We start from the raw sequence: 16909 nt of genomic DNA, 5'->3' as shown, positions 1-16909 counted from the left end.
CCGCTCTTGTTGAATAATCAGGCTTGGTTGGCGAATTTTTAACTGATTAGTTTGTTTCAGGAAAAAAGTTATTGACGGGACTAGGTGGCCTAAGTATTATCCTTCGCAACTTGATGTGGAGCGGTAGTTCAGTTGGTTAGAATACCGGCCTGTCACGCCGGGGGTCGCGGGTTCGAGTCCCGTCCGCTCCGCCAGTCAAGTACCTAATTTTGATGAGATGCCAAGGCGTTTTATCCGAGTTTAGGAGCGGTAGTTCAGTTGGTTAGAATACCGGCCTGTCACGCCGGGGGTCGCGGGTTCGAGTCCCGTCCGCTCCGCCAACTACATCGAAGCCTCGTCAGCAATGACGGGGCTTTTTTGTATCTATTTTTCTTTGATTTGCATAGGTCCCAGATTACCAGGGTTTTAGGATAAGCACTGTAGCTCAGTTAGTTAGCGCTTTTGAAACCATGGCGGCATGTCATACCGGAGGGCGCAATTTCGAGTCCTGTCCAACTCTCCGACAAGATTCAGGTCTCAATGGTGAAGGGACGAGCAATCTTTCCAATATCTTGTTTCTGTAAGGAGCAGACTCTCCAAACTGCGCTGCTCGCATCCAGTTGTCCTATACATTTGAGCTGACAGTGTTATCTTGCAAACAAAGGGAAAGTAGGCGTGCTATATTAGTCGCCCGTCTTGGCTATACTCATGCTAGTTACTGGGACGAGTCAGCCTTAGCGCATTAAGGATAAAAATAATGGTAGAAAAGATCACGGCCATGTTGGGGTTAGTGGGGATCTTGTCAATCGTGTGTCAGTGGCTCGGTTGGCGGCTGCGACTGCCGGCGATTCTCCCCTTGCTGCTCTGTGGTCTGTTGGTGGGGCCAGTTTTTAATTTGCTGGATCCCGACGCCATTTTTGGCGATTTGCTGTTTCCAGTGATCTCCCTCGGTGTGGCGGTGATCCTGTTTGAAGGTGCCCTGACACTCAATTTCTCCGAAATCCGCGAACATGGCCGCATGGTGACCCATCTGGTGTCACTCGGCACCTTAGTCACCTGGCTCTGTATCGGCGTAGCGACGCACTTCATCATGGGGTTCTCTTGGGAGCTGGCCATGTTGTTTGGCGCGCTGGTAGTGGTGACCGGCCCTACGGTGATCGTGCCTATGCTGCGCAGCATCAAGCCAAAATCGCAACTGGCCAGTATTTTGCGCTGGGAAGGGATAGTGATCGACCCCATCGGCGCCTTGCTGGCCGTCTTAGTATTTGAATATTTGACTGTGGCCGCCGAGCCCGCCAGTCATGTGCTGTTATCGCTGTTTTCCATGCTGGGTGTCGGCCTGGGACTTGGCGCCCTGTTTGGTTATGGCATAGGGGTGATGCTGCGCCGCGCCTGGGTGCCGCATTATCTTAAGAATACCGCCGTGCTCACCATCATGCTCGGCGCCTTCGTGGCCTCTAACCTGCTGCAGGAAGAGTCTGGCCTGCTTACCGTGACCGTGATGGGGATCTGGCTGGCGAATATGCGCGGTGTGGATATTGGTGAGATCATCGAATTTAAGGAGACGCTTACCGTACTCTTCATCTCGGGCCTGTTTATTCTGTTAGCGGCCAGATTGGACTCTACCGCGCTAATGCAACTGGGATGGCAGGGGCTGGCGCTTTTGCTGGTGGTGATGTTTGTCGCCAGACCATTAAGTGTCTGGTGCTGCGCCGTGGGCACCTCGCTGCCTCGCGCCGATAAATGGTTTCTCAGCTGGGTGGCTCCGCGGGGGATAGTCGCGGCGGCGGTGTCTTCACTGTTTGCCATCAAGCTTGAGCGACTCGGGGTGGCGGGGGCCGACAAGATAGTGCCGCTGGTGTTTTTAATCATCATAGGCACAGTGGTTTCTCAGAGCCTCACGGCCGGTGCCTGGGCGCGGTTCTTGGGGGTGAAGGCGGGTTCCGCTCAGGGGCTGCTGATTTTTGGCGCCTCCAAGTTTGCCAGAGAGCTGGCTAAGGTGCTGATTCAAAAGAATGTGTCCGTGGTCTTGGCAGATAACAACTGGGATAATATACGTTTATCGCGCATGGATAATATTCCCGTGTACTTTGGTAACCCGGCCTCAGAGCATGCCGATAACGCGCTGGATATGACGGGATTGGGTCGCCTCCTGGTCTTGTCTCCCTATCGTCAGCTCAATCCGCTGGTGACTTTTCATTTTCAAGATATTCTCGGCAAGAATAAGGTGTTTGGCCTGGGAAGCGGCGAGGGTAACAGCGCCCGCCATCAGTTGTCCGAGTCATATTTAAAGCGTCTGTGCCTGTTTGGTGACAATGTTACCTATGCAAGGCTCGCCAGCACTATTGCCAAGGGTGGTAAGATCAAGAGTACCAGCCTGACGGAGAACTTTAGCTTTGCCGATTTTAAGCAGCGCTACGGCGAAGGTGCCTTGCCGCTCATCTATCTGCAAGAGGGTAAGGTGAAGCTTATTACCCAGGCGGTGGATGACTTGCCGGTGGGCATAGAGCTTATCAGCCTACTATCCGAGGAGGCGCTCAATGAGGCGCTGCTGGCCGACGAGAAGAAGGTGGCAGCGTCCCTTGAAGACGGTGAATGTGTGCCTTCTACGTCAGTTGATGGGAATCAGGAAAGTAAAAGCAGTCAGCAGCTGTCTGCCGTGACGTCCGACGAGAAAGCGGCAGGTTAATGTTTTAGCGTTAATCTTTATCGCTTGAATATTAGCGTTGGCAGTTTTAGGAGATAAAAAAGGAGGCGATTGCCTCCTTTTTTTACGAATCAGTTATCGCCTCGAGTTCAGGCGGCCTGATGTTGAGTCTCATCGTTTAGGGTCTGCGCTCTGAGCTCGGCTGGGTCGAAGTCATCGACATTGATTGACTTCATGCGGCCAATTTCGGCGCGCTCGAGCAGTGCTACTTCCTCATCGCTCAAGATCCCCTGCGCCTTACCCTCGGCGGCTAACTTATCCAGCCACATGAAGGGGTGGCGTTTACCGGTTGCCTTGCAGATCTTATCGTGCAGCGGTTCACAGGCCAGAATGTCCTTAAACGTCTGCTCCTGAATACCAACGGCGTTGAATGGAGACGGTGTCCAGAACTGGCCTTTACCCAGACGATCACGGCTGGCACAAGGGGTTTGCATGATCTTAGCCACCTTATGATCCAGCACATCGCTTGGACGCTTCAGTGGACGACCAAATGGGAAGAGGATGACTCTTAGCACGCGGCCCAGTCCCATCGGGAAGTTGTTGAGCAGATCGTCCAGCGAGTCTTGCAGCTTGTAGAGGGCATCTTCAACCGCCCATTGTACTAGCACAAGATCTTCACTCTGACGGCCTTCGTCCTGATAACGCTTCAGGGTCGCCGAGGCCAAATACAGCTGACTTAGCAGATCGCCAAGACGGGCAGAGACGCGCTCTTTACGCTTGAGGCCGCCACCAAGGGTTGCCATGGCCAGATCCGATAGCAAGGCCAGGTTAGCACTGAAGCGGTTCATGTGCTGATAGTAACGCTTAGTCTTGTCCTTGTATGGGCTGTTCGAGAAGTAGCTCGAGGTCAAGCCCAGCCAGAAGCTACGCACCAGGTTGCTGGTGGTGAAGCCGATATGGCCGAACAGGGCTGAGTCGAAGTCATTCAGTGACTTGTGCATGTCAGGATCAAACGCCGCTTCCATTTCGGCCAGTACGTAAGGATGGCAACGGATCGCCCCTTGACCATAGATGATCATAGAGCGGGTCAGAATGTTAGCCCCTTCAACGGTAATGGCGATAGGCGCCGCCTGATAGCCTCGGCCCAGGTAGTTGTTCTCGCCCAGACACACGCCCTTACCACCGTGAATGTCCATGGCGTCAATGACGCATTTCTGCATTCTGTCGGTCAGGTGATACTTAACGATGGCCGAGATCACCGAAGGCTTCTCGCCAAGATCGATACCTGTGGTGGTCAGGGTTGTGACCGCATCCATCAGATAGGCGTTGCCGCCGATGCGTGCCATTGGCTCTTCGATACCTTCCAGCTTACCGATAGGTAGCTTGAATTGACGACGAATGCGGGCGTAGGCGCCTGTGGCCACCGCCGCAGTTTTGATGCCGCCGGCCGAGTTAGAAGGGAGTGTGATACCACGTCCAACCGAGAGACACTCGACCAGCATCCGCCAGCCCTGGCCGGCCATCTCTGGACCACCTATGATAAAGTCCAGCGGAACGAACACTTCGTTGCCGCGTGTCGGACCATTTTGGAACATACAGTTAAGCGGGAAGTGACGACGACCGGTTTCGACGCCAGGCACATCCGTTGGGATCAGGGCACAGGTGATGCCTAGCTCTTCTTTGTCGCCCAGCAGTTTGTTGGGATCTTGCAGCTTAAACGCCAGACCCAGCACGGTCGCAACCGGCGCCAGGGTGATATAGCGCTTGTTCCAGGTCAGTTTCATCCCCAGCACTTCTTCGCCTTGCCATTGGCCTTTACAGACGATACCAAAGTCAGGGATGGCGCCGGCATCCGAACCCGCTTCAGGGCTGGTGAGGGCGAAACAGGGAACTTCCAGGCCTTTGGCCAGGCGAGGCAGATAATGATCTTGCTGCGCCGGGGTACCATAGTGTTGTAGCAACTCGCCGGGACCGAGAGAGTTAGGCACGCCAACCGTTGAGGCCAGCTCGCTAGAGACGCCCGCCAGCTTTTGCAGTACGCGAGACTGGGCATAGGCAGAGAATTCCAGACCACCGTACTTCTTCTTGATGATCATGGCGAAGAAGCCGTTGTCTTTGAGGTATTGCCAGATAGACTCTGGCAGATCGCCGAGCTGATGAGAAACCTGATGCTGGTTGAGCATCTTACACACTTCCTCAACCGGTCCCTCGATAAAGGCCTGCTCTTCGGCGGTCAGACGGGCGACAGGGTAGTTATGCAGCTTCTTCCAGTTAGGCTTACCGGCAAAGAGATCCGCTTCCCACCAGGTGGTACCGGCTTCGATCGCTTCTTTTTCGGTGGAAGACATCTCCGGCATGATCCCTTTATAGAGTTTCAGCAGCGGACGGGTGATCACGCTTTTTCTGAAGGCGCCTATGTTAAGCGGTAGGGCGATGGCCAGAAAGACCAGCCAGGCAAGGGGGGAAATGCTCGCGGTTGCTGTGCCCAGTGCCATCACGATAGCCGCGATGATGGTCGAGGTCAGCAGGGATACTCTAAGGTAGGCTAAGGCGCCTAACGCAAAGAGCATCACAAAAATCCAAAGTAAGCTAGTCACGGTAATTCTCCTTCAATAGCGACCGAAAGCTGCTCTATGTCAGCATTTTTTATATGACCATAATCACAATTATAGATGCTGGTCAGACCTGTGTCGCATAAAATCTAACCCTATGGCGGGTTTTATACAAGCATTTTTCAAACAATTGTTTAACTTTTTTGTTGAGGCGAGGATTCCACAAATTGGGTCAAGTCGTTAGAATTAAATAAGATAAGCAATTTAGAGTTAAGGTGTCTGTTTATGTGTGAGTTGCTGGCCATGAGTGCCAATGTGCCCACGGATATCGTGTTTAGTTTTACCGGGCTGGCAGAGCGTGGTGGCGTCACAGGTCCCCATGTCGATGGTTGGGGAATCACCTTCTATGAAGGTAAGGGCAGCCGCACCTTCAAGGATGCCTGCCCCAGCAGCGAGTCTCATGTGGCGCAGTTGATCAAGTCTTACCCTATCAAGAGTGAAGTGGTGGTCAGTCATATCCGCCAGGCCAATCGCGGCTGTGTGTCGCTGGAAAATACCCATCCCTTCACCCGTGAGTTATGGGGACGCTACTGGACCTATGCCCATAATGGTCAGCTTAGCGATTATCAGCAAAAATTTGCGGTGCGCCGTTATCAGCCTGTGGGTGACACCGACAGCGAACTGGCGTTTTGCTGGATTTTAGAGAAGGTGGTGGAGCGCTTCGGCGATCAGGCGCCTGCAGATCTGCTGCCCGTTTATCGGTTTATCGCCACCTTGGCCGATGAGATCCGCGCCCTTGGGGTGTTTAACATGATCTTGAGCGATGGTGAGCACCTGATGAGCTATTGCAGCAATAACCTGTGCCACATTACCCGCCGGGCCCCCTTTGGTAAGGCCAAGCTTATCGATACCGACGTGGTGATCGATTTCGACAAGGAGACCACGCCCAACGATATCGTCACCGTGATCGCGACCAGGCCGCTGACCGATAATGAAGACTGGCATATTCTTAAGCCCGGAGAGTGGAAGCTGTTTGCCCGGGGCGAGCTTGTTTTAACTCAAGAAGGCTGAAGCCAAGAGAGTTGAAGTCATGAGAGCTGAAGCCAAGCGAGCGTAGGTTAAAAGGGCTTAAGTTAAAAGGCTTAAGCCAAGCAAACGGTTAGTTGTAAACTGTGGAAAAAGAGAAGGGGCCTAAGGCCCCTTTTTAATGCTGATGTTGGTAACGCCAATCCTTCGGGCAGAATGTGCGAGTGATTCAGACAAGTAATTCAGTCTATGTCTGATTTTCATGGCCGACTTTTTATGGCTGACTTTCTACGGTTGACGTTTTATGGCTGAGACTGGTTCTGTCTGTCTGCGAGGGCCTTGGTCTGTTCACCTGTCTGTTGATTCGCCTGTTTACTCGCCTGTTTATTTGTCTGCTCGCTGGTTTGTGCCATGGTCGGCTCGCTGTACTGATAATTAAGCAGGGTGATATCCAGCTGTTTGCTGCCCTTCTCGAAGTGGGTGAGCCTGACGGGAAGATAGCCGAGCTCGGGTGACATCCAGAAAAAGGTTTGGCGTTTATCGTTGTCCCGCACCACCTCTATCTTGACCGTCTCATAGGTGCCACTGGAAATCATCATGCGCTCCTTACCGACCACCTTAAAGTCATACTCATCGATCTCGCCGCTCTTGAGCATCTTGTAGTGCAGCTTATTGCTGCCCTTCATGATATCTAGCCTAAACTGCAGCTGAACCATCAAGGGGTCGAAGAGATCCGGGGTATAGGGAAACTTAGCCCGCTCATCCTTGTAGCGGCTGTGCACCAGTTTCTGATCCAGCACATAGGCGGATTGCTCCTGATAGTCGGAGCCGGTACCGCTGCGATTATGGGTGAAACGCATGGGAATAAGCTGCTCTCCCTCCTTGCTGAAGGTGCTGATGACGGTGCGTTTATCCCACAGCATCAAGAGGCTGACGTCGCTGTCAAAACGGTATTGGTATAAGTTGCCCTGAGGCGCCGGCAGTTGATAGCGCGCCTTACCCAGCTCTATGCTGCCGTAGTTCACCTGATACTCGGCCGTGTGGGGGGTCAAAGGGTATTCATCGGCCTGTGCGGTAAGGGCAATGGCACAGAAAGATGAAATCATGAATGCGGATTTGAATATCGACAAGGCCTTCTCCCGGTAACTAAAGGTTAAAAGGGTAATGCAAACACTAGGGTCGCCAGATCCGGCTGCCACTCATACTTGGACAGCTTAACCCTACCTCGGTTCACTTCTATCGCTTCACTTCTTAATCTCTGCATCTGCTCGATAAAATGGGGGCTGGTCTCGGGAAAGGCGATTTTGCCTTGGCTGTTGATCACCCTATGCCAGGGAAGCTCCAATGTATCGGGCGCCATTTTGAGGGCGCGGGAGACGTAGCGTGCCCGTCCGGGCAGCCCCGCGAGATCGGCTATCTTGCCATAGGAACTGACCTTCCCCTCGGGGATCAGGGCAATCACATGCCATATCTTGGCCATGGGCGATAACTGTGTCTGATCCACGCGTTCTCCGTTTTGGCCCTAAGGCATCTGTTTATTAGGTTAGTGATCTATTGTTTAAGCCCAGAGTGTTTAACTCAAAGTGTTTAGCTCAATGCGCTTAATTCAGTGCGCTTAACTTAAGCACGCCTCTGTCTAGCTTAAGGCTATGTTCTGATAGTAAACCAGATTTTTTATAATTTCTAAGGTTAAAAGGAGAGTCAATCTATCCGAGAGCCTGAGCGGCGAAATGGGTAAGTGAGGTGAAAAAGCCGAGGCTATGGGTTTGCAGGGGCAAAAGAACAGACAGGTTCTTGTCGCTTGGCCTGTCTGTTCAACTGTCTGTTTACTTATCTGTGTAAAGCGGCGGTTTCGCTAGCCTTGCGCGCCCAAGGCGGTTGGCTGCGCCTGTGATAACGCCTGTTTGGCACCAAAGCGGTGAAACAGTACCAGGCCTATGGCGGCCAGCAGGCCGAAGCCGCCTATGATGTACCACATCAGGGCAGGCTGCCCGGCGCCCTTAGCCACTTCGGCGTAGAGGTAACCCGATAGCGGGCCCGCCAGCAGGAAGCCGATGGCCGATGAGACGAAATAGTAGCCCATGAACATCGCCTTCTTATCCTGCGGCGCGAAGCTAGCCACATATTCCTGGCTCTTAGGTGATGCCACCATCTCGCCAATGGAGAAGACCAGGATAGAGGTAAGCACCATGGCGCCGCCCATGAGTATGCCATGAGCCAGTCCGCCAAGTGCCGTGCCCAGTGCCAGGATGAGTGTGCCAGCCACCAGTACGGGTAGTGGACTGAAGCGCTCGGCGATGCGACTCACCATCACCTGCATCAGCACGATCGAGAGAAAGTTCAAGCCGATAAGGTATTCTGGGTTCACCTGACGATACTGCTGGGCGAACTGCTGGCTATATTGACTCGCCAGCTCCGGGCTTTGCGCGATTGCGCCAAGGGCTGCGCCCAGCTCCTCCTTTGGGATCATCACCTTGGCATGTACCAAGTCGAAGTAGGCCTCTGACAGACTCAGACTCCCGGTGGTGTAGGCTTTTGCCGCGCTCAGTAGCTCGTCGCTGAGCAGAGAGATATCTACGAGGGCGAAGAAGTCGAGCAATCCTGGCCAGGGGGCGAGCATAGCGACCAGGTCTGAGGTATCGACAAAGTCACGGATATAGATGGGTAGGGTGATGAAGATCTGCTGGTAGACCATCCAGAAACCGGAGAGGATAAGCAGGTAGATCACGAAGGGTTTGTTGCCCAGGGCGATCTTCTGCTTATACCAGGGCAGTTGCTTGTCTGACTTGGCCAGCGTGTTCCAGAGAAAATGCAGACTAAACCACACCAGATAGATGGTGAGGCACTGCTCGCCACTGATCCACTTGGCGCCGTAGGAGAGCAGGATCACTAAGGTGCCGAAAAACAGCAGGGCGAAACGGGCATTGCCCAGCACCTCTTGGATGTCTCTCAACACCTGAGACAGCGGCTTGCCTCGTTGCTGGTGGGGATCCGTCGGCTCGCGATAGAAGAAGGTCGCCGGTATGAAGTTAATGCCTATCCAGATCGCCGACATGATGAAGACCCAGTCCCAGCTGATGGCGCGGACATAACCTGCGATGAAGGGGCCGAGGAAGCCGCCCACATTGACCATCATATAGAAGATGCCAAAACCCAGGCCGCGGTTGGTGTGATCTGTGGTGCGCGCCACAGTGCCAGTCACCACAGGTTTAAAGCAGGCCGCGCCGATGGCGACCCCCATGAAGGCGATGAAGAAGCCGCTAAAGCTGCTCACCTGACCCAGGAGGAAATAGCTGGGGCACATGATGGCGTAGGCGATCAGAAACATCTTACGGTAGCCATACCGATCGGCCAGGGCGCCGGTAAGTACAGGAAACAGGTAGAGAAAGAAGGGGATCATTCCCTGCAACAGGCCACGCTCCTGTTCGCTAAAGCCTAAGCCGCCTTGATGGGCGGGAGAGGTCATATAGAGGGAGGAGAGGGTAAAGAAGCCATACCAGGCGAGACGCTCGAAGATCTCCATGGTGTTGGCCACATAAAAGGTACTGGGCAATGGGGTACGTGTAGGGGTCGTCATTATTATTCTCGTATATTGTATACATTTGTCTGGTCATGCTATCGACTTGAGCGATGAAATACAAGTCGGCGGCATGGCCTGGCCTGAAGGGAAAACCCGATTGCGGTTGCCTTTAATGTGATTTCGGTCATAATGGCGCCACTTTATATGCCTAATTTGATTAATCAGAACCTGAGACTATGCCTGTACTCGATATATTGACCATTCCCGATGAGCGCCTGAAACGTAAGGCCAAGCCCGTAGAAGACATTGCCGCCGTGCAAGGTTTTATCGATGATCTTATCGAAACCATGTACCACACAGACGATGGCATAGGGCTCGCCGCTACCCAGGTGGGCAGCGAACACGCCATCTTAGTGATCGATCTGTCTGAGGATCGCGATCAGCCCATGGTGGTGATCAACCCTGAGTTCGTCGAGCGTTCGGGCGAGATCGTCGGTGAGGAGGGATGTCTCTCAATTCCTGGCTACCGCGCCAAGGTGACACGCTTCGAGAAGGTGAAGGTCAAGGCGCTTAACCGTGAGGGTGAGGCCTTTGAGATCGAGAGCGATGACTTCCTGGCTATCGTGCTGCAACACGAGATGGATCATCTCGATGGCAAGGTCTTTATCGAGCATCTGTCGACCCTCAAGCAGCAGATAGCACTCAAGAAGGTAAAGAAATATCGCTAATCTATACTGCTAATCAATAGCGATAATCGATAACCAATGAAACCACCCTAGGGTGGTTTTTTTGTGCCTGTCTGCCGCTTACTGGCTCGATGCTTTGACATGATCTTCCACTCCAATCTTAGGTTTCTCTGCTTGCGATCTGCCAATTTATAAATATACTGTATTTATATACAGTATTTGTGCGATATTTCTGTTGAGTGTTGCTCGGACGTCAGGCATGGCGATAGCTTAAGTCAGGTCTAAGCCTATAGTCCGATTTCCGAGGGGCGCTTAACCGAACTGAATGAGAGCGGGTGCATCATGGCCTTGGCAGATCTTCAACTTGAACGTTTACTCCAGCGCAGCGATCTCTGGCGCGGCGATGCCTATCATCCCCAGCAGATGGGGCTGGATAGCGGCTATCCCGAGCTTAATCGTCATCTGGGACAGGGGGGCTGGCCCAGTCAGGGGCTGTGCGAGATCTTCTGCTCCAGCGAAGGGATCGGCGAGCTGAGCCTGGCGCTGCCTCTGATGCGCCGTCTGATCCCTAGGCAATCGAGAGAGGGAAGTTCTGCCGGGTTGGTGAGTCTGGTGGCGCCGCCTCACGTGCCTTATCCCCAGTCGCTGGCGATGCAGGGGATAGATGTCAGCCGTCTCCTGTGGGTCGATACTCAGACGCCTAAGGAACAGCTTTGGGCGCTCGAGCAGATCTTAACCAGCGGCGCCTCACCCCTGGTCTTATGTTGGCTCGAGGAGCTCAGTGTCAGTCAGGCCAGGCGCTTGCAGCTTGCCTGCGAGAAGGGTGAGAGCCTGTGTCTCTGTTATCTGCCAAGCAAGGTCAAGGATCAGGCTCATCCCGTGCCACTGCGGATCGCCTTGCAACCCAGCACAGAAACCAATACAGAAACGGGGAGTGCTAGGCTTCTCGAGACCCAGGTGGATATTCTAAAGCGCCGTGGGGGCTGGCCGGCGCCGCGCTTCTCCTTATCCCTGCTACCTGAGTTGCTGGCCCAGAGTCTGATGCTCGATGTGACTAAACAGCAGGAGCAGGATAAGAGATTGGAAAATGAGCTGGATAAGCAGCAGAGCGGTCAGATCTTACAAGGTCCCTGGAGTGCGTAGATGTTGTGGCTGGCGGTCTATTTTCCCCACTGGTTACTCCAGTATCAAAGCTATCATCAAGGCTTGCCCCAAGGCGGCGAGCTGGCCCTATTTGAGCGTCAGTCGAGTCAGATCCTGATCGCATCGAGTGCTGCGGCTAAGCTGGGCGTGGAGCCGGGGCAGAGCCTGGCTACCGCCCAGACGCTCAGTCCATCGCTGCAACTGCTGGCCTATGACCCCTCCTTGAGTCAGGAGGCCAGCCATTGGTTGTGCCAGTGGAGCTATGGCTACAGTGCCAGGGTCGTGCCGCCTGTCTGCCCGTTTGAACAGGCCCAGCAGCATAGGCTAGATAAGGTGGTTCAGCCGAGTAAGCCACATAAAGCAAGTAAACCCACTGGTACGCCGAGTGTGACAGACACCCTGCTGCTGGAGGTGGGCTCCATGGCAAAGATCTTCGGCGGTCTGGACAGGCTCATTAGCCAATATCGGAAGAGCGCCCAAGGCTATGGCCTCGAGTGTCAATTTGCCCTGGGGGAGAATGCACTGCTGGCTCAGCTGGGAGCCAGGTATCTGCCGCTCACTCTGCCTGCAGATGTCACCTGTGATAACAAGAGGAATCCGGAAGAAGCTCGCGAGTCTAGGTGCACTAAGTTAGGGATCTCTGAGCAAGGGAACTCTAAGCGAGGGAACTTTGAGTCAGGGAGCTTAGAGTCGGAAATAGGTGCCACAGCACCCACATATCTCGCCAAACGAGAAGATAGAGAATCGGCAAGTGAGAAGGAAGCCCAAGGAGTAGAACCCCAAGCGCAATCGATAGATGATCGGACAGGCGCGTATTCGGTGAATTTACCTCAGATGGCTCTCGAGCAGATCGCGCCCCTGCCGCTCTCTATCTTGCCACTGCCTGAGCATGTGCTGCAGGCCTGCGAGAACATGGGGCTGACTCAGGTGCAGGCGCTGCTCGCCTTGCCCCTCAAGGAGCTTGGTGAGCGCTTTGGCGAGAGTGTCTTAACCCTGCTGGCTCAGCTCAAGGGGCAGCTGCCTCAGGTGCATGAGTTTTACCTGATGCCAGAGTCTTATCGCCATAAGCTTGAATTGCTCTATGAGGTGAGCCACCTCGAAGGCTTGGCCTTTCCCCTCGGGCGCATGCTAGCAACCCTATCGGCCTATCTGGTGCAGCGTCAGCAGGCGGTGCTGGCCCTGTCATTAACCTTAGTGTTTCGCGACTTGAGTCTGGCGCCACTGCGCTGCGAGATCCGTTATCCATTCGCCGAGCATAGGGGGGATGCCTTACTTAAACTCTGCCGTGTGCAGCTAGAGAGCCTCACCCTGGCGGCGCCGGTGATCAGTCTGGCTATTCAGGCCGATACCCTGGTGCCGCTATTGGTGCAGACATCCAATTGGTGGCAGGGCGAGGGTAAGAGTGATGCCAGCATGCGCCTGCTCTCACTGCTTGAGGCGCGTCTAGGCGCGGATAAGGTCAAGGGACTTGAGCACTGCAGTCACCATCTGCCGGAGCTGAGCTGGCAGAGCCGCTCGCTTTCTCAGAGCCGAGTTTCTCAAAGCCGCTCGGGTGCTCAGGGGGGCAAGCGATCGAATCAAGCTGTTTCTCAAAGCACTTCCCGTCAAAGCACTTCTCGTCAAAGTATTTCTAGTCAAAGCGTTTCTACTCGAGGTGCTTCCTGCCAAAAGTTTGAAAGCCAAGCGCTTGAGCGCCAAGCGTATGATCGGTGCGCCGAGCCGAGGGCCAGCTATCAGGGAAAGACTCGGGCGCTGAGCGAGGAGGCGACCTTGTTTACAGATCTGTTTCATGGCCTGTGCGATGGCCGCATCCGCCCTAATTGGTTACTGCGCCAGCCCGAACCGTTGGCGCCGGAGTCGGTGAGCCTCCTCAAGGGGCCGGAGCGGCTGCATAGTCCCTGGTCGACGGCCTCGCCGCGGGATTATTACCTTGCCCGTATGCATCAGGGGGGGCTCTGCTGGGTATTTCGCTCGCCAGAGGGGTTATTCCTACAGGGGTGGTTTGGCTAATGTACAGCGAATTACAGTACGCCGAGTTGCACGTCCTCTCGAACTACAGCTTCTTGCGCGGGGCTTCCCATCCTCACGAGCTGGTGGAGCAGGCCAAGTGCCTTGGTTATCAGGCATTGGCGCTGACTGACGAATGCTCCTTTGCCGGTGTGGTCAAGGCCCATGAGGCGGCCAAGCGCTGCGATCTTAAGCTGATCCTGGGCGCCGAGTTTCATCTCGACGAGGGGCTGTTCGTGCTGCTGGCGCCTTGCCGTTTGGCTTATGGTGAGATCAGTGCCCTGATCACCAACGCCAGGCGAAGTCAGGGCAAGGGAGAGTACCGGGTGAGCCTGGAGGCAATCTTGGCTCAGCAGCAGAGCCAACTGCTGTGGCGCCCGCCCACGCTGGCGCAGTTCAGGCAGGCTGGCGAGGCAAGGAGAGATGAGGCAAGGAGTGATGATGCAAGGAGTGGCTTGGCCGTAAACGATACGGCAGAGAGTGAGATGGCTGGGGGCGATACGGCAAAGGGGAGTGCGGCACAAAGCGATGAGCCTAATCTGTTGTCTCGTTATCGCGAGCACATAGCGAGCATCGCCTCACGGCTGGTTGTAGCCTTCCCGGATCGTCTGCATCTGTTGATGGAGCGGCTCTTACTGCCGGGAGAGGCCCTTAATCTGCAGCAGTGGCAATGGCTGAGTCAGGCACAGAACATTCCTTGCGTGGCGGCTGGTGGTGTGCGCATGCACGAGGCTGCGCGTCAGCCGCTGCTGGATATTTTAACCTGTATCGCCCATGGGCGGGATCTCGACAGCGGCGCGGCGCTATGCTCCATCAACGCCGAGGCCAGCCTCAAGCCGATTGCGGCGCAGCGTAAACGTTATCCTCAGGAGTGGATCGATAACGGCCTGGCCCTGGCCCGTCGCTGCCACTTCTCTCTGGATGAGCTCAAGTATGAGTACCCGGCCGAGGTGGTGCCCGCCGGCATGCAGGCCAGCGACTATCTGGCGCAGGCGGTGCGTGAAGGTGCTAAACGCCGCTTTCCTAATGGGGTGCCCGATAGGGTGAAGGCGCAGTATGAGAAGGAGCTAGAGCTGATCGCGGCGATGGCCTATGAGTATTTCTTCCTGACCATCTATGACATCGTCTGTTTCGCCAAGTCTCAGCAGATCCTCTATCAGGGAAGGGGCTCGGCGGCCAACTCGGTAGTCTGTTATTGCCTGGGGATCACAGAAGTGGATCCCACCAAGATCAACATGTTATTCGAGCGCTTCATCTCCAAGGAGCGTAACGAGCCGCCGGATATAGATGTGGACTTCGAGCATGAGCGGCGCGAGGAGGTGATTCAGTATATCTACCGCAAATATGGTCGTGAGCGTACGGCGCTGGCCGCGGCGGTGATCTGCTATCGCTTCAAGAGTGCCATGGGGGATGTGGGCAAGGCGCTGGGGATAGATGCCGAGCAGGTAGCCCTGATGATAAAGAATATCGATCGCCGGGATCCCAAGCATCACTGGACGGCTCAGCTTGCCGCCATGCTGCCAGAGGCTGGGCGCGGGCGCATGTTGCTGCCCTTGGTGCAGACGCTGATCGGTTTTCCCCGCCATCTGTCTCAGCACGTGGGAGGCTTTATCATCTCGGCAGGGCCCTTGTCTGAGCTGGTACCCATTGAAAATGCGGCCATGGCGGATCGCACCGTGATCCAGTGGGATAAGGATGACCTGGAGAGCCTGGGGCTGTTAAAGGTGGATATTCTGGCCCTGGGGATGCTGACGGCGATCCGTAAGACCTTCGCCTTGCTGAGCGGCCCAGAGAAAGCCTTTTCCATGGCCGATGTGGCATGGGAGGAGGCCGGGGTCTATCACATGTTGCAGGCGGGCGACAGCATAGGGGTGTTTCAGGTCGAATCACGGGCGCAGAGCGCCATGCTGCCAAGGCTGAAGCCAGCCTGTTATTACGATCTGGTGGTGCAGATCGCCATTGTTAGGCCAGGGCCTATTCAGGGGGATATGGTGCATCCCTATCTGAGGCGGCGGGATGGCCTGGAGGCGGTAGAATATCCCAGCCCGGCGGTCGAGTCCGTGCTGTCCCGTACCATGGGGGTACCTATCTTTCAGGAGCAGGTGATCCAGCTGGCTATGGTGGCTGCGGGGTTCAGTGGCGGCGAGGCGGATCAGCTGCGCCGGGCGATGGCGAGCTGGAAGCGTACCGGTGAGCTTGAAAAGTTTGAGGTTAAACTGCTTCAGGGGATGGCGGCGCGGGGGTACAGCCAAACATTCGCCGAGCAGATCTACAGGCAGATCAAAGGCTTTGGCGAGTATGGCTTTCCCGAGTCGCATTCGGCCAGCTTTGCCCTGCTGGCCTATGTGTCGGCCTATCTTAAACATCATTATCCGGCGGCCTTCTGCTGCGCCTTGCTTAACAGCCAACCCATGGGTTTCTATAGCCCGTCGCAGCTTATTCAGGATGTGCAGCGCCACGACGTCATGGTGCTGCCGGTATGTGTCAATCACAGTGACTGGGATAATAGCTTGGTGCCTCTGCTGGAGGCTGAGCAGCCTGCGATACGCCTGGGCTTTAGGCAAGTGAAGGGACTCTGGCTGGAGGAGATCAAGACCCTTATCGCGGCGCGACCCGAAGGCGGCTTTACCCGGGCCGAGCAGCTCTATGAGCTAGGTTTGTCTCAGGGCTGTCTGACATTACTGGCCAGTGCCGATGCCCTGTTGACGCTGGCCGGGCATAGGTATCAGGCGCGCTGGCAACTCAGCGCCTATCAGCCGAGTCTTCCGCTGTTCGATGACTTACCAGCTGTCGCCAGTGAGGTGGTGTTGCCGCCCCCAAGTGAGATGGCTGCCATGCAGAGCGACTATCGCCATCTGGGGCTCAGCCTGGGGCGCCATGTGATGGCTCAGCTAAGAGGGTTGGCGCCATTTGTGGGCTGTCGCCGTGCCAGTGAGTTAGCCGATTGTCGTCATGGGCAGCTTGTGCATGTGGCGGGCGTGGTGGTGGGGCGTCAGCGTCCCGGTACCGCCTCTGGGGTCACCTTCGTGACCTTAGAAGATGAGACGGGCAACATCAATGTGATCGTCTGGAGCGCCACGGCCAGGGCGCAGCGTCAGCCATTTTTAACATCAAAAATTTTAAAGGTAACCGGGGTGCTTGAGACCCAGTCTGGCGTGTCACATGTTATCGCGGGTAGGCTGGACGATCTATCGGCTCTGGTGAATGATTTTGAATCGAGTTCGCGGGATTTTCGTTAGTGGCCGCGTGTTAATGATGCCACCCTGGCAAGCTATAACAGGCCATCAAGGATTGTCCCTGTCATTATCCTCGTTCTAGCCCTATGAGGTATACTCATCGCCTTTGGTTT

The 16909-nt window shown here is 55.1% G+C and carries 10 protein-coding genes and 2 tRNA genes; 8 read left to right on the top strand and 4 right to left on the bottom strand.

Annotated elements, in window-relative coordinates; all coding sequences use genetic code 11:
- Positions 1-117: 117 nt before the first annotated feature.
- From K0H80_RS10755 to K0H80_RS10745, 3 genes are all read left to right on the top strand, one after another.
- Positions 118-194: transfer RNA gene (locus K0H80_RS10755), tRNA-Asp, on the top strand.
- Between the two features lie 49 nt (positions 195-243).
- Positions 244-320: transfer RNA gene (locus K0H80_RS10750), tRNA-Asp, on the top strand.
- A 416-nt stretch (positions 321-736) separates the two neighbouring features.
- The gene (locus K0H80_RS10745; RefSeq protein ID WP_220071555.1) at positions 737-2668 is read left to right on the top strand and encodes a cation:proton antiporter; all 1932 of its coding nucleotides are present in this window, start codon (positions 737-739) and stop codon (positions 2666-2668) included.
- 107 nt (positions 2669-2775) lie between these two features.
- Here the strand turns inward: K0H80_RS10745 and fadE are convergent, their stop codons facing one another.
- A complete protein-coding gene (fadE, locus tag K0H80_RS10740; RefSeq protein WP_220071554.1) occupies positions 2776-5223 on the bottom strand; it encodes an acyl-CoA dehydrogenase FadE in 2448 nt (815 codons plus the stop codon).
- A gap of 240 nt (positions 5224-5463) precedes the next feature.
- Between fadE and K0H80_RS10735 the strand changes: the two genes are divergently transcribed.
- Entirely contained in the window at positions 5464-6249 is a 786-nt protein-coding gene (locus K0H80_RS10735; RefSeq protein WP_011865905.1) for a class II glutamine amidotransferase, read from the top strand.
- Positions 6250-6506: 257 nt separating this feature from the next.
- Here the strand turns inward: K0H80_RS10735 and K0H80_RS10730 are convergent, their stop codons facing one another.
- The 3 genes from K0H80_RS10730 to K0H80_RS10720 form a co-directional block, all read right to left on the bottom strand.
- Positions 6507-7310: a DUF3108 domain-containing protein gene (locus tag K0H80_RS10730; RefSeq protein WP_220071553.1), complete on the bottom strand. Its 804-nt coding sequence runs from the start codon at positions 7308-7310 to the stop codon at positions 6507-6509.
- Positions 7311-7357: 47 nt separating this feature from the next.
- Positions 7358-7684, bottom strand: a complete 327-nt coding sequence (locus K0H80_RS10725; protein WP_186300680.1) for an MGMT family protein — start codon at positions 7682-7684, stop codon at positions 7358-7360.
- Positions 7685-8059: 375 nt separating this feature from the next.
- On the bottom strand, positions 8060-9781 hold the full coding sequence (locus K0H80_RS10720; RefSeq protein ID WP_220071552.1) for an MFS transporter: 1722 nt from the start codon (positions 9779-9781) through the stop codon (positions 8060-8062).
- Positions 9782-9960: 179 nt separating this feature from the next.
- Between K0H80_RS10720 and def the strand changes: the two genes are divergently transcribed.
- The 4 genes from def to K0H80_RS10700 all read left to right on the top strand — a co-directional run bounded on the left by def (position 9961) and on the right by K0H80_RS10700 (position 16799).
- The gene (gene def / locus K0H80_RS10715) at positions 9961-10452 is read left to right on the top strand and encodes a peptide deformylase (RefSeq protein ID WP_220071551.1); all 492 of its coding nucleotides are present in this window, start codon (positions 9961-9963) and stop codon (positions 10450-10452) included.
- 300 nt (positions 10453-10752) lie between these two features.
- On the top strand, positions 10753-11553 hold the full coding sequence (gene imuA, locus K0H80_RS10710) for a translesion DNA synthesis-associated protein ImuA (RefSeq protein WP_220071550.1): 801 nt from the start codon (positions 10753-10755) through the stop codon (positions 11551-11553).
- Complete coding sequence (locus K0H80_RS10705) at positions 11554-13563, top strand: Y-family DNA polymerase (RefSeq protein ID WP_220071549.1); 2010 nt, start codon at positions 11554-11556, stop codon at positions 13561-13563.
- Positions 13563-16799 (top strand): error-prone DNA polymerase, encoded by a 3237-nt coding sequence (locus tag K0H80_RS10700; protein ID WP_220071548.1) that lies wholly within the window; start codon positions 13563-13565, stop codon positions 16797-16799. The genes K0H80_RS10705 and K0H80_RS10700 overlap by 1 nt, the downstream gene beginning before the upstream one ends.
- The last annotated feature ends 110 nt before the right edge of the window (positions 16800-16909 follow it).

Origin of the sequence: Shewanella aegiceratis, assembly GCF_019457495.1 — a bacterium.
GTDB classification, from domain to species: domain Bacteria; phylum Pseudomonadota; class Gammaproteobacteria; order Enterobacterales; family Shewanellaceae; genus Shewanella; species Shewanella loihica.
This window is presented reverse-complemented; position numbering and strand designations above follow the sequence as displayed.

Coding starts and splice junctions, on each gene's coding strand:
- K0H80_RS10745 (WP_220071555.1), top strand. CDS start 737: ATGGTAGAAAAGATCACGGCCATGTTGGGGTTAGTGGGGATCTTGTCA.
- K0H80_RS10735 (WP_011865905.1), top strand. CDS start 5,464: ATGTGTGAGTTGCTGGCCATGAGTGCCAATGTGCCCACGGATATCGTG.
- K0H80_RS10730 (WP_220071553.1), bottom strand. CDS start 7,310: ATGATTTCATCTTTCTGTGCCATTGCCCTTACCGCACAGGCCGATGAA.
- K0H80_RS10725 (WP_186300680.1), bottom strand. CDS start 7,684: ATGGCCAAGATATGGCATGTGATTGCCCTGATCCCCGAGGGGAAGGTC.
- K0H80_RS10720 (WP_220071552.1), bottom strand. CDS start 9,781: ATGACGACCCCTACACGTACCCCATTGCCCAGTACCTTTTATGTGGCC.
- def (WP_220071551.1), top strand. CDS start 9,961: ATGCCTGTACTCGATATATTGACCATTCCCGATGAGCGCCTGAAACGT.
- imuA (WP_220071550.1), top strand. CDS start 10,753: ATGGCCTTGGCAGATCTTCAACTTGAACGTTTACTCCAGCGCAGCGAT.
- K0H80_RS10705 (WP_220071549.1), top strand. CDS start 11,554: ATGTTGTGGCTGGCGGTCTATTTTCCCCACTGGTTACTCCAGTATCAA.
- K0H80_RS10700 (WP_220071548.1), top strand. CDS start 13,563: ATGTACAGCGAATTACAGTACGCCGAGTTGCACGTCCTCTCGAACTAC.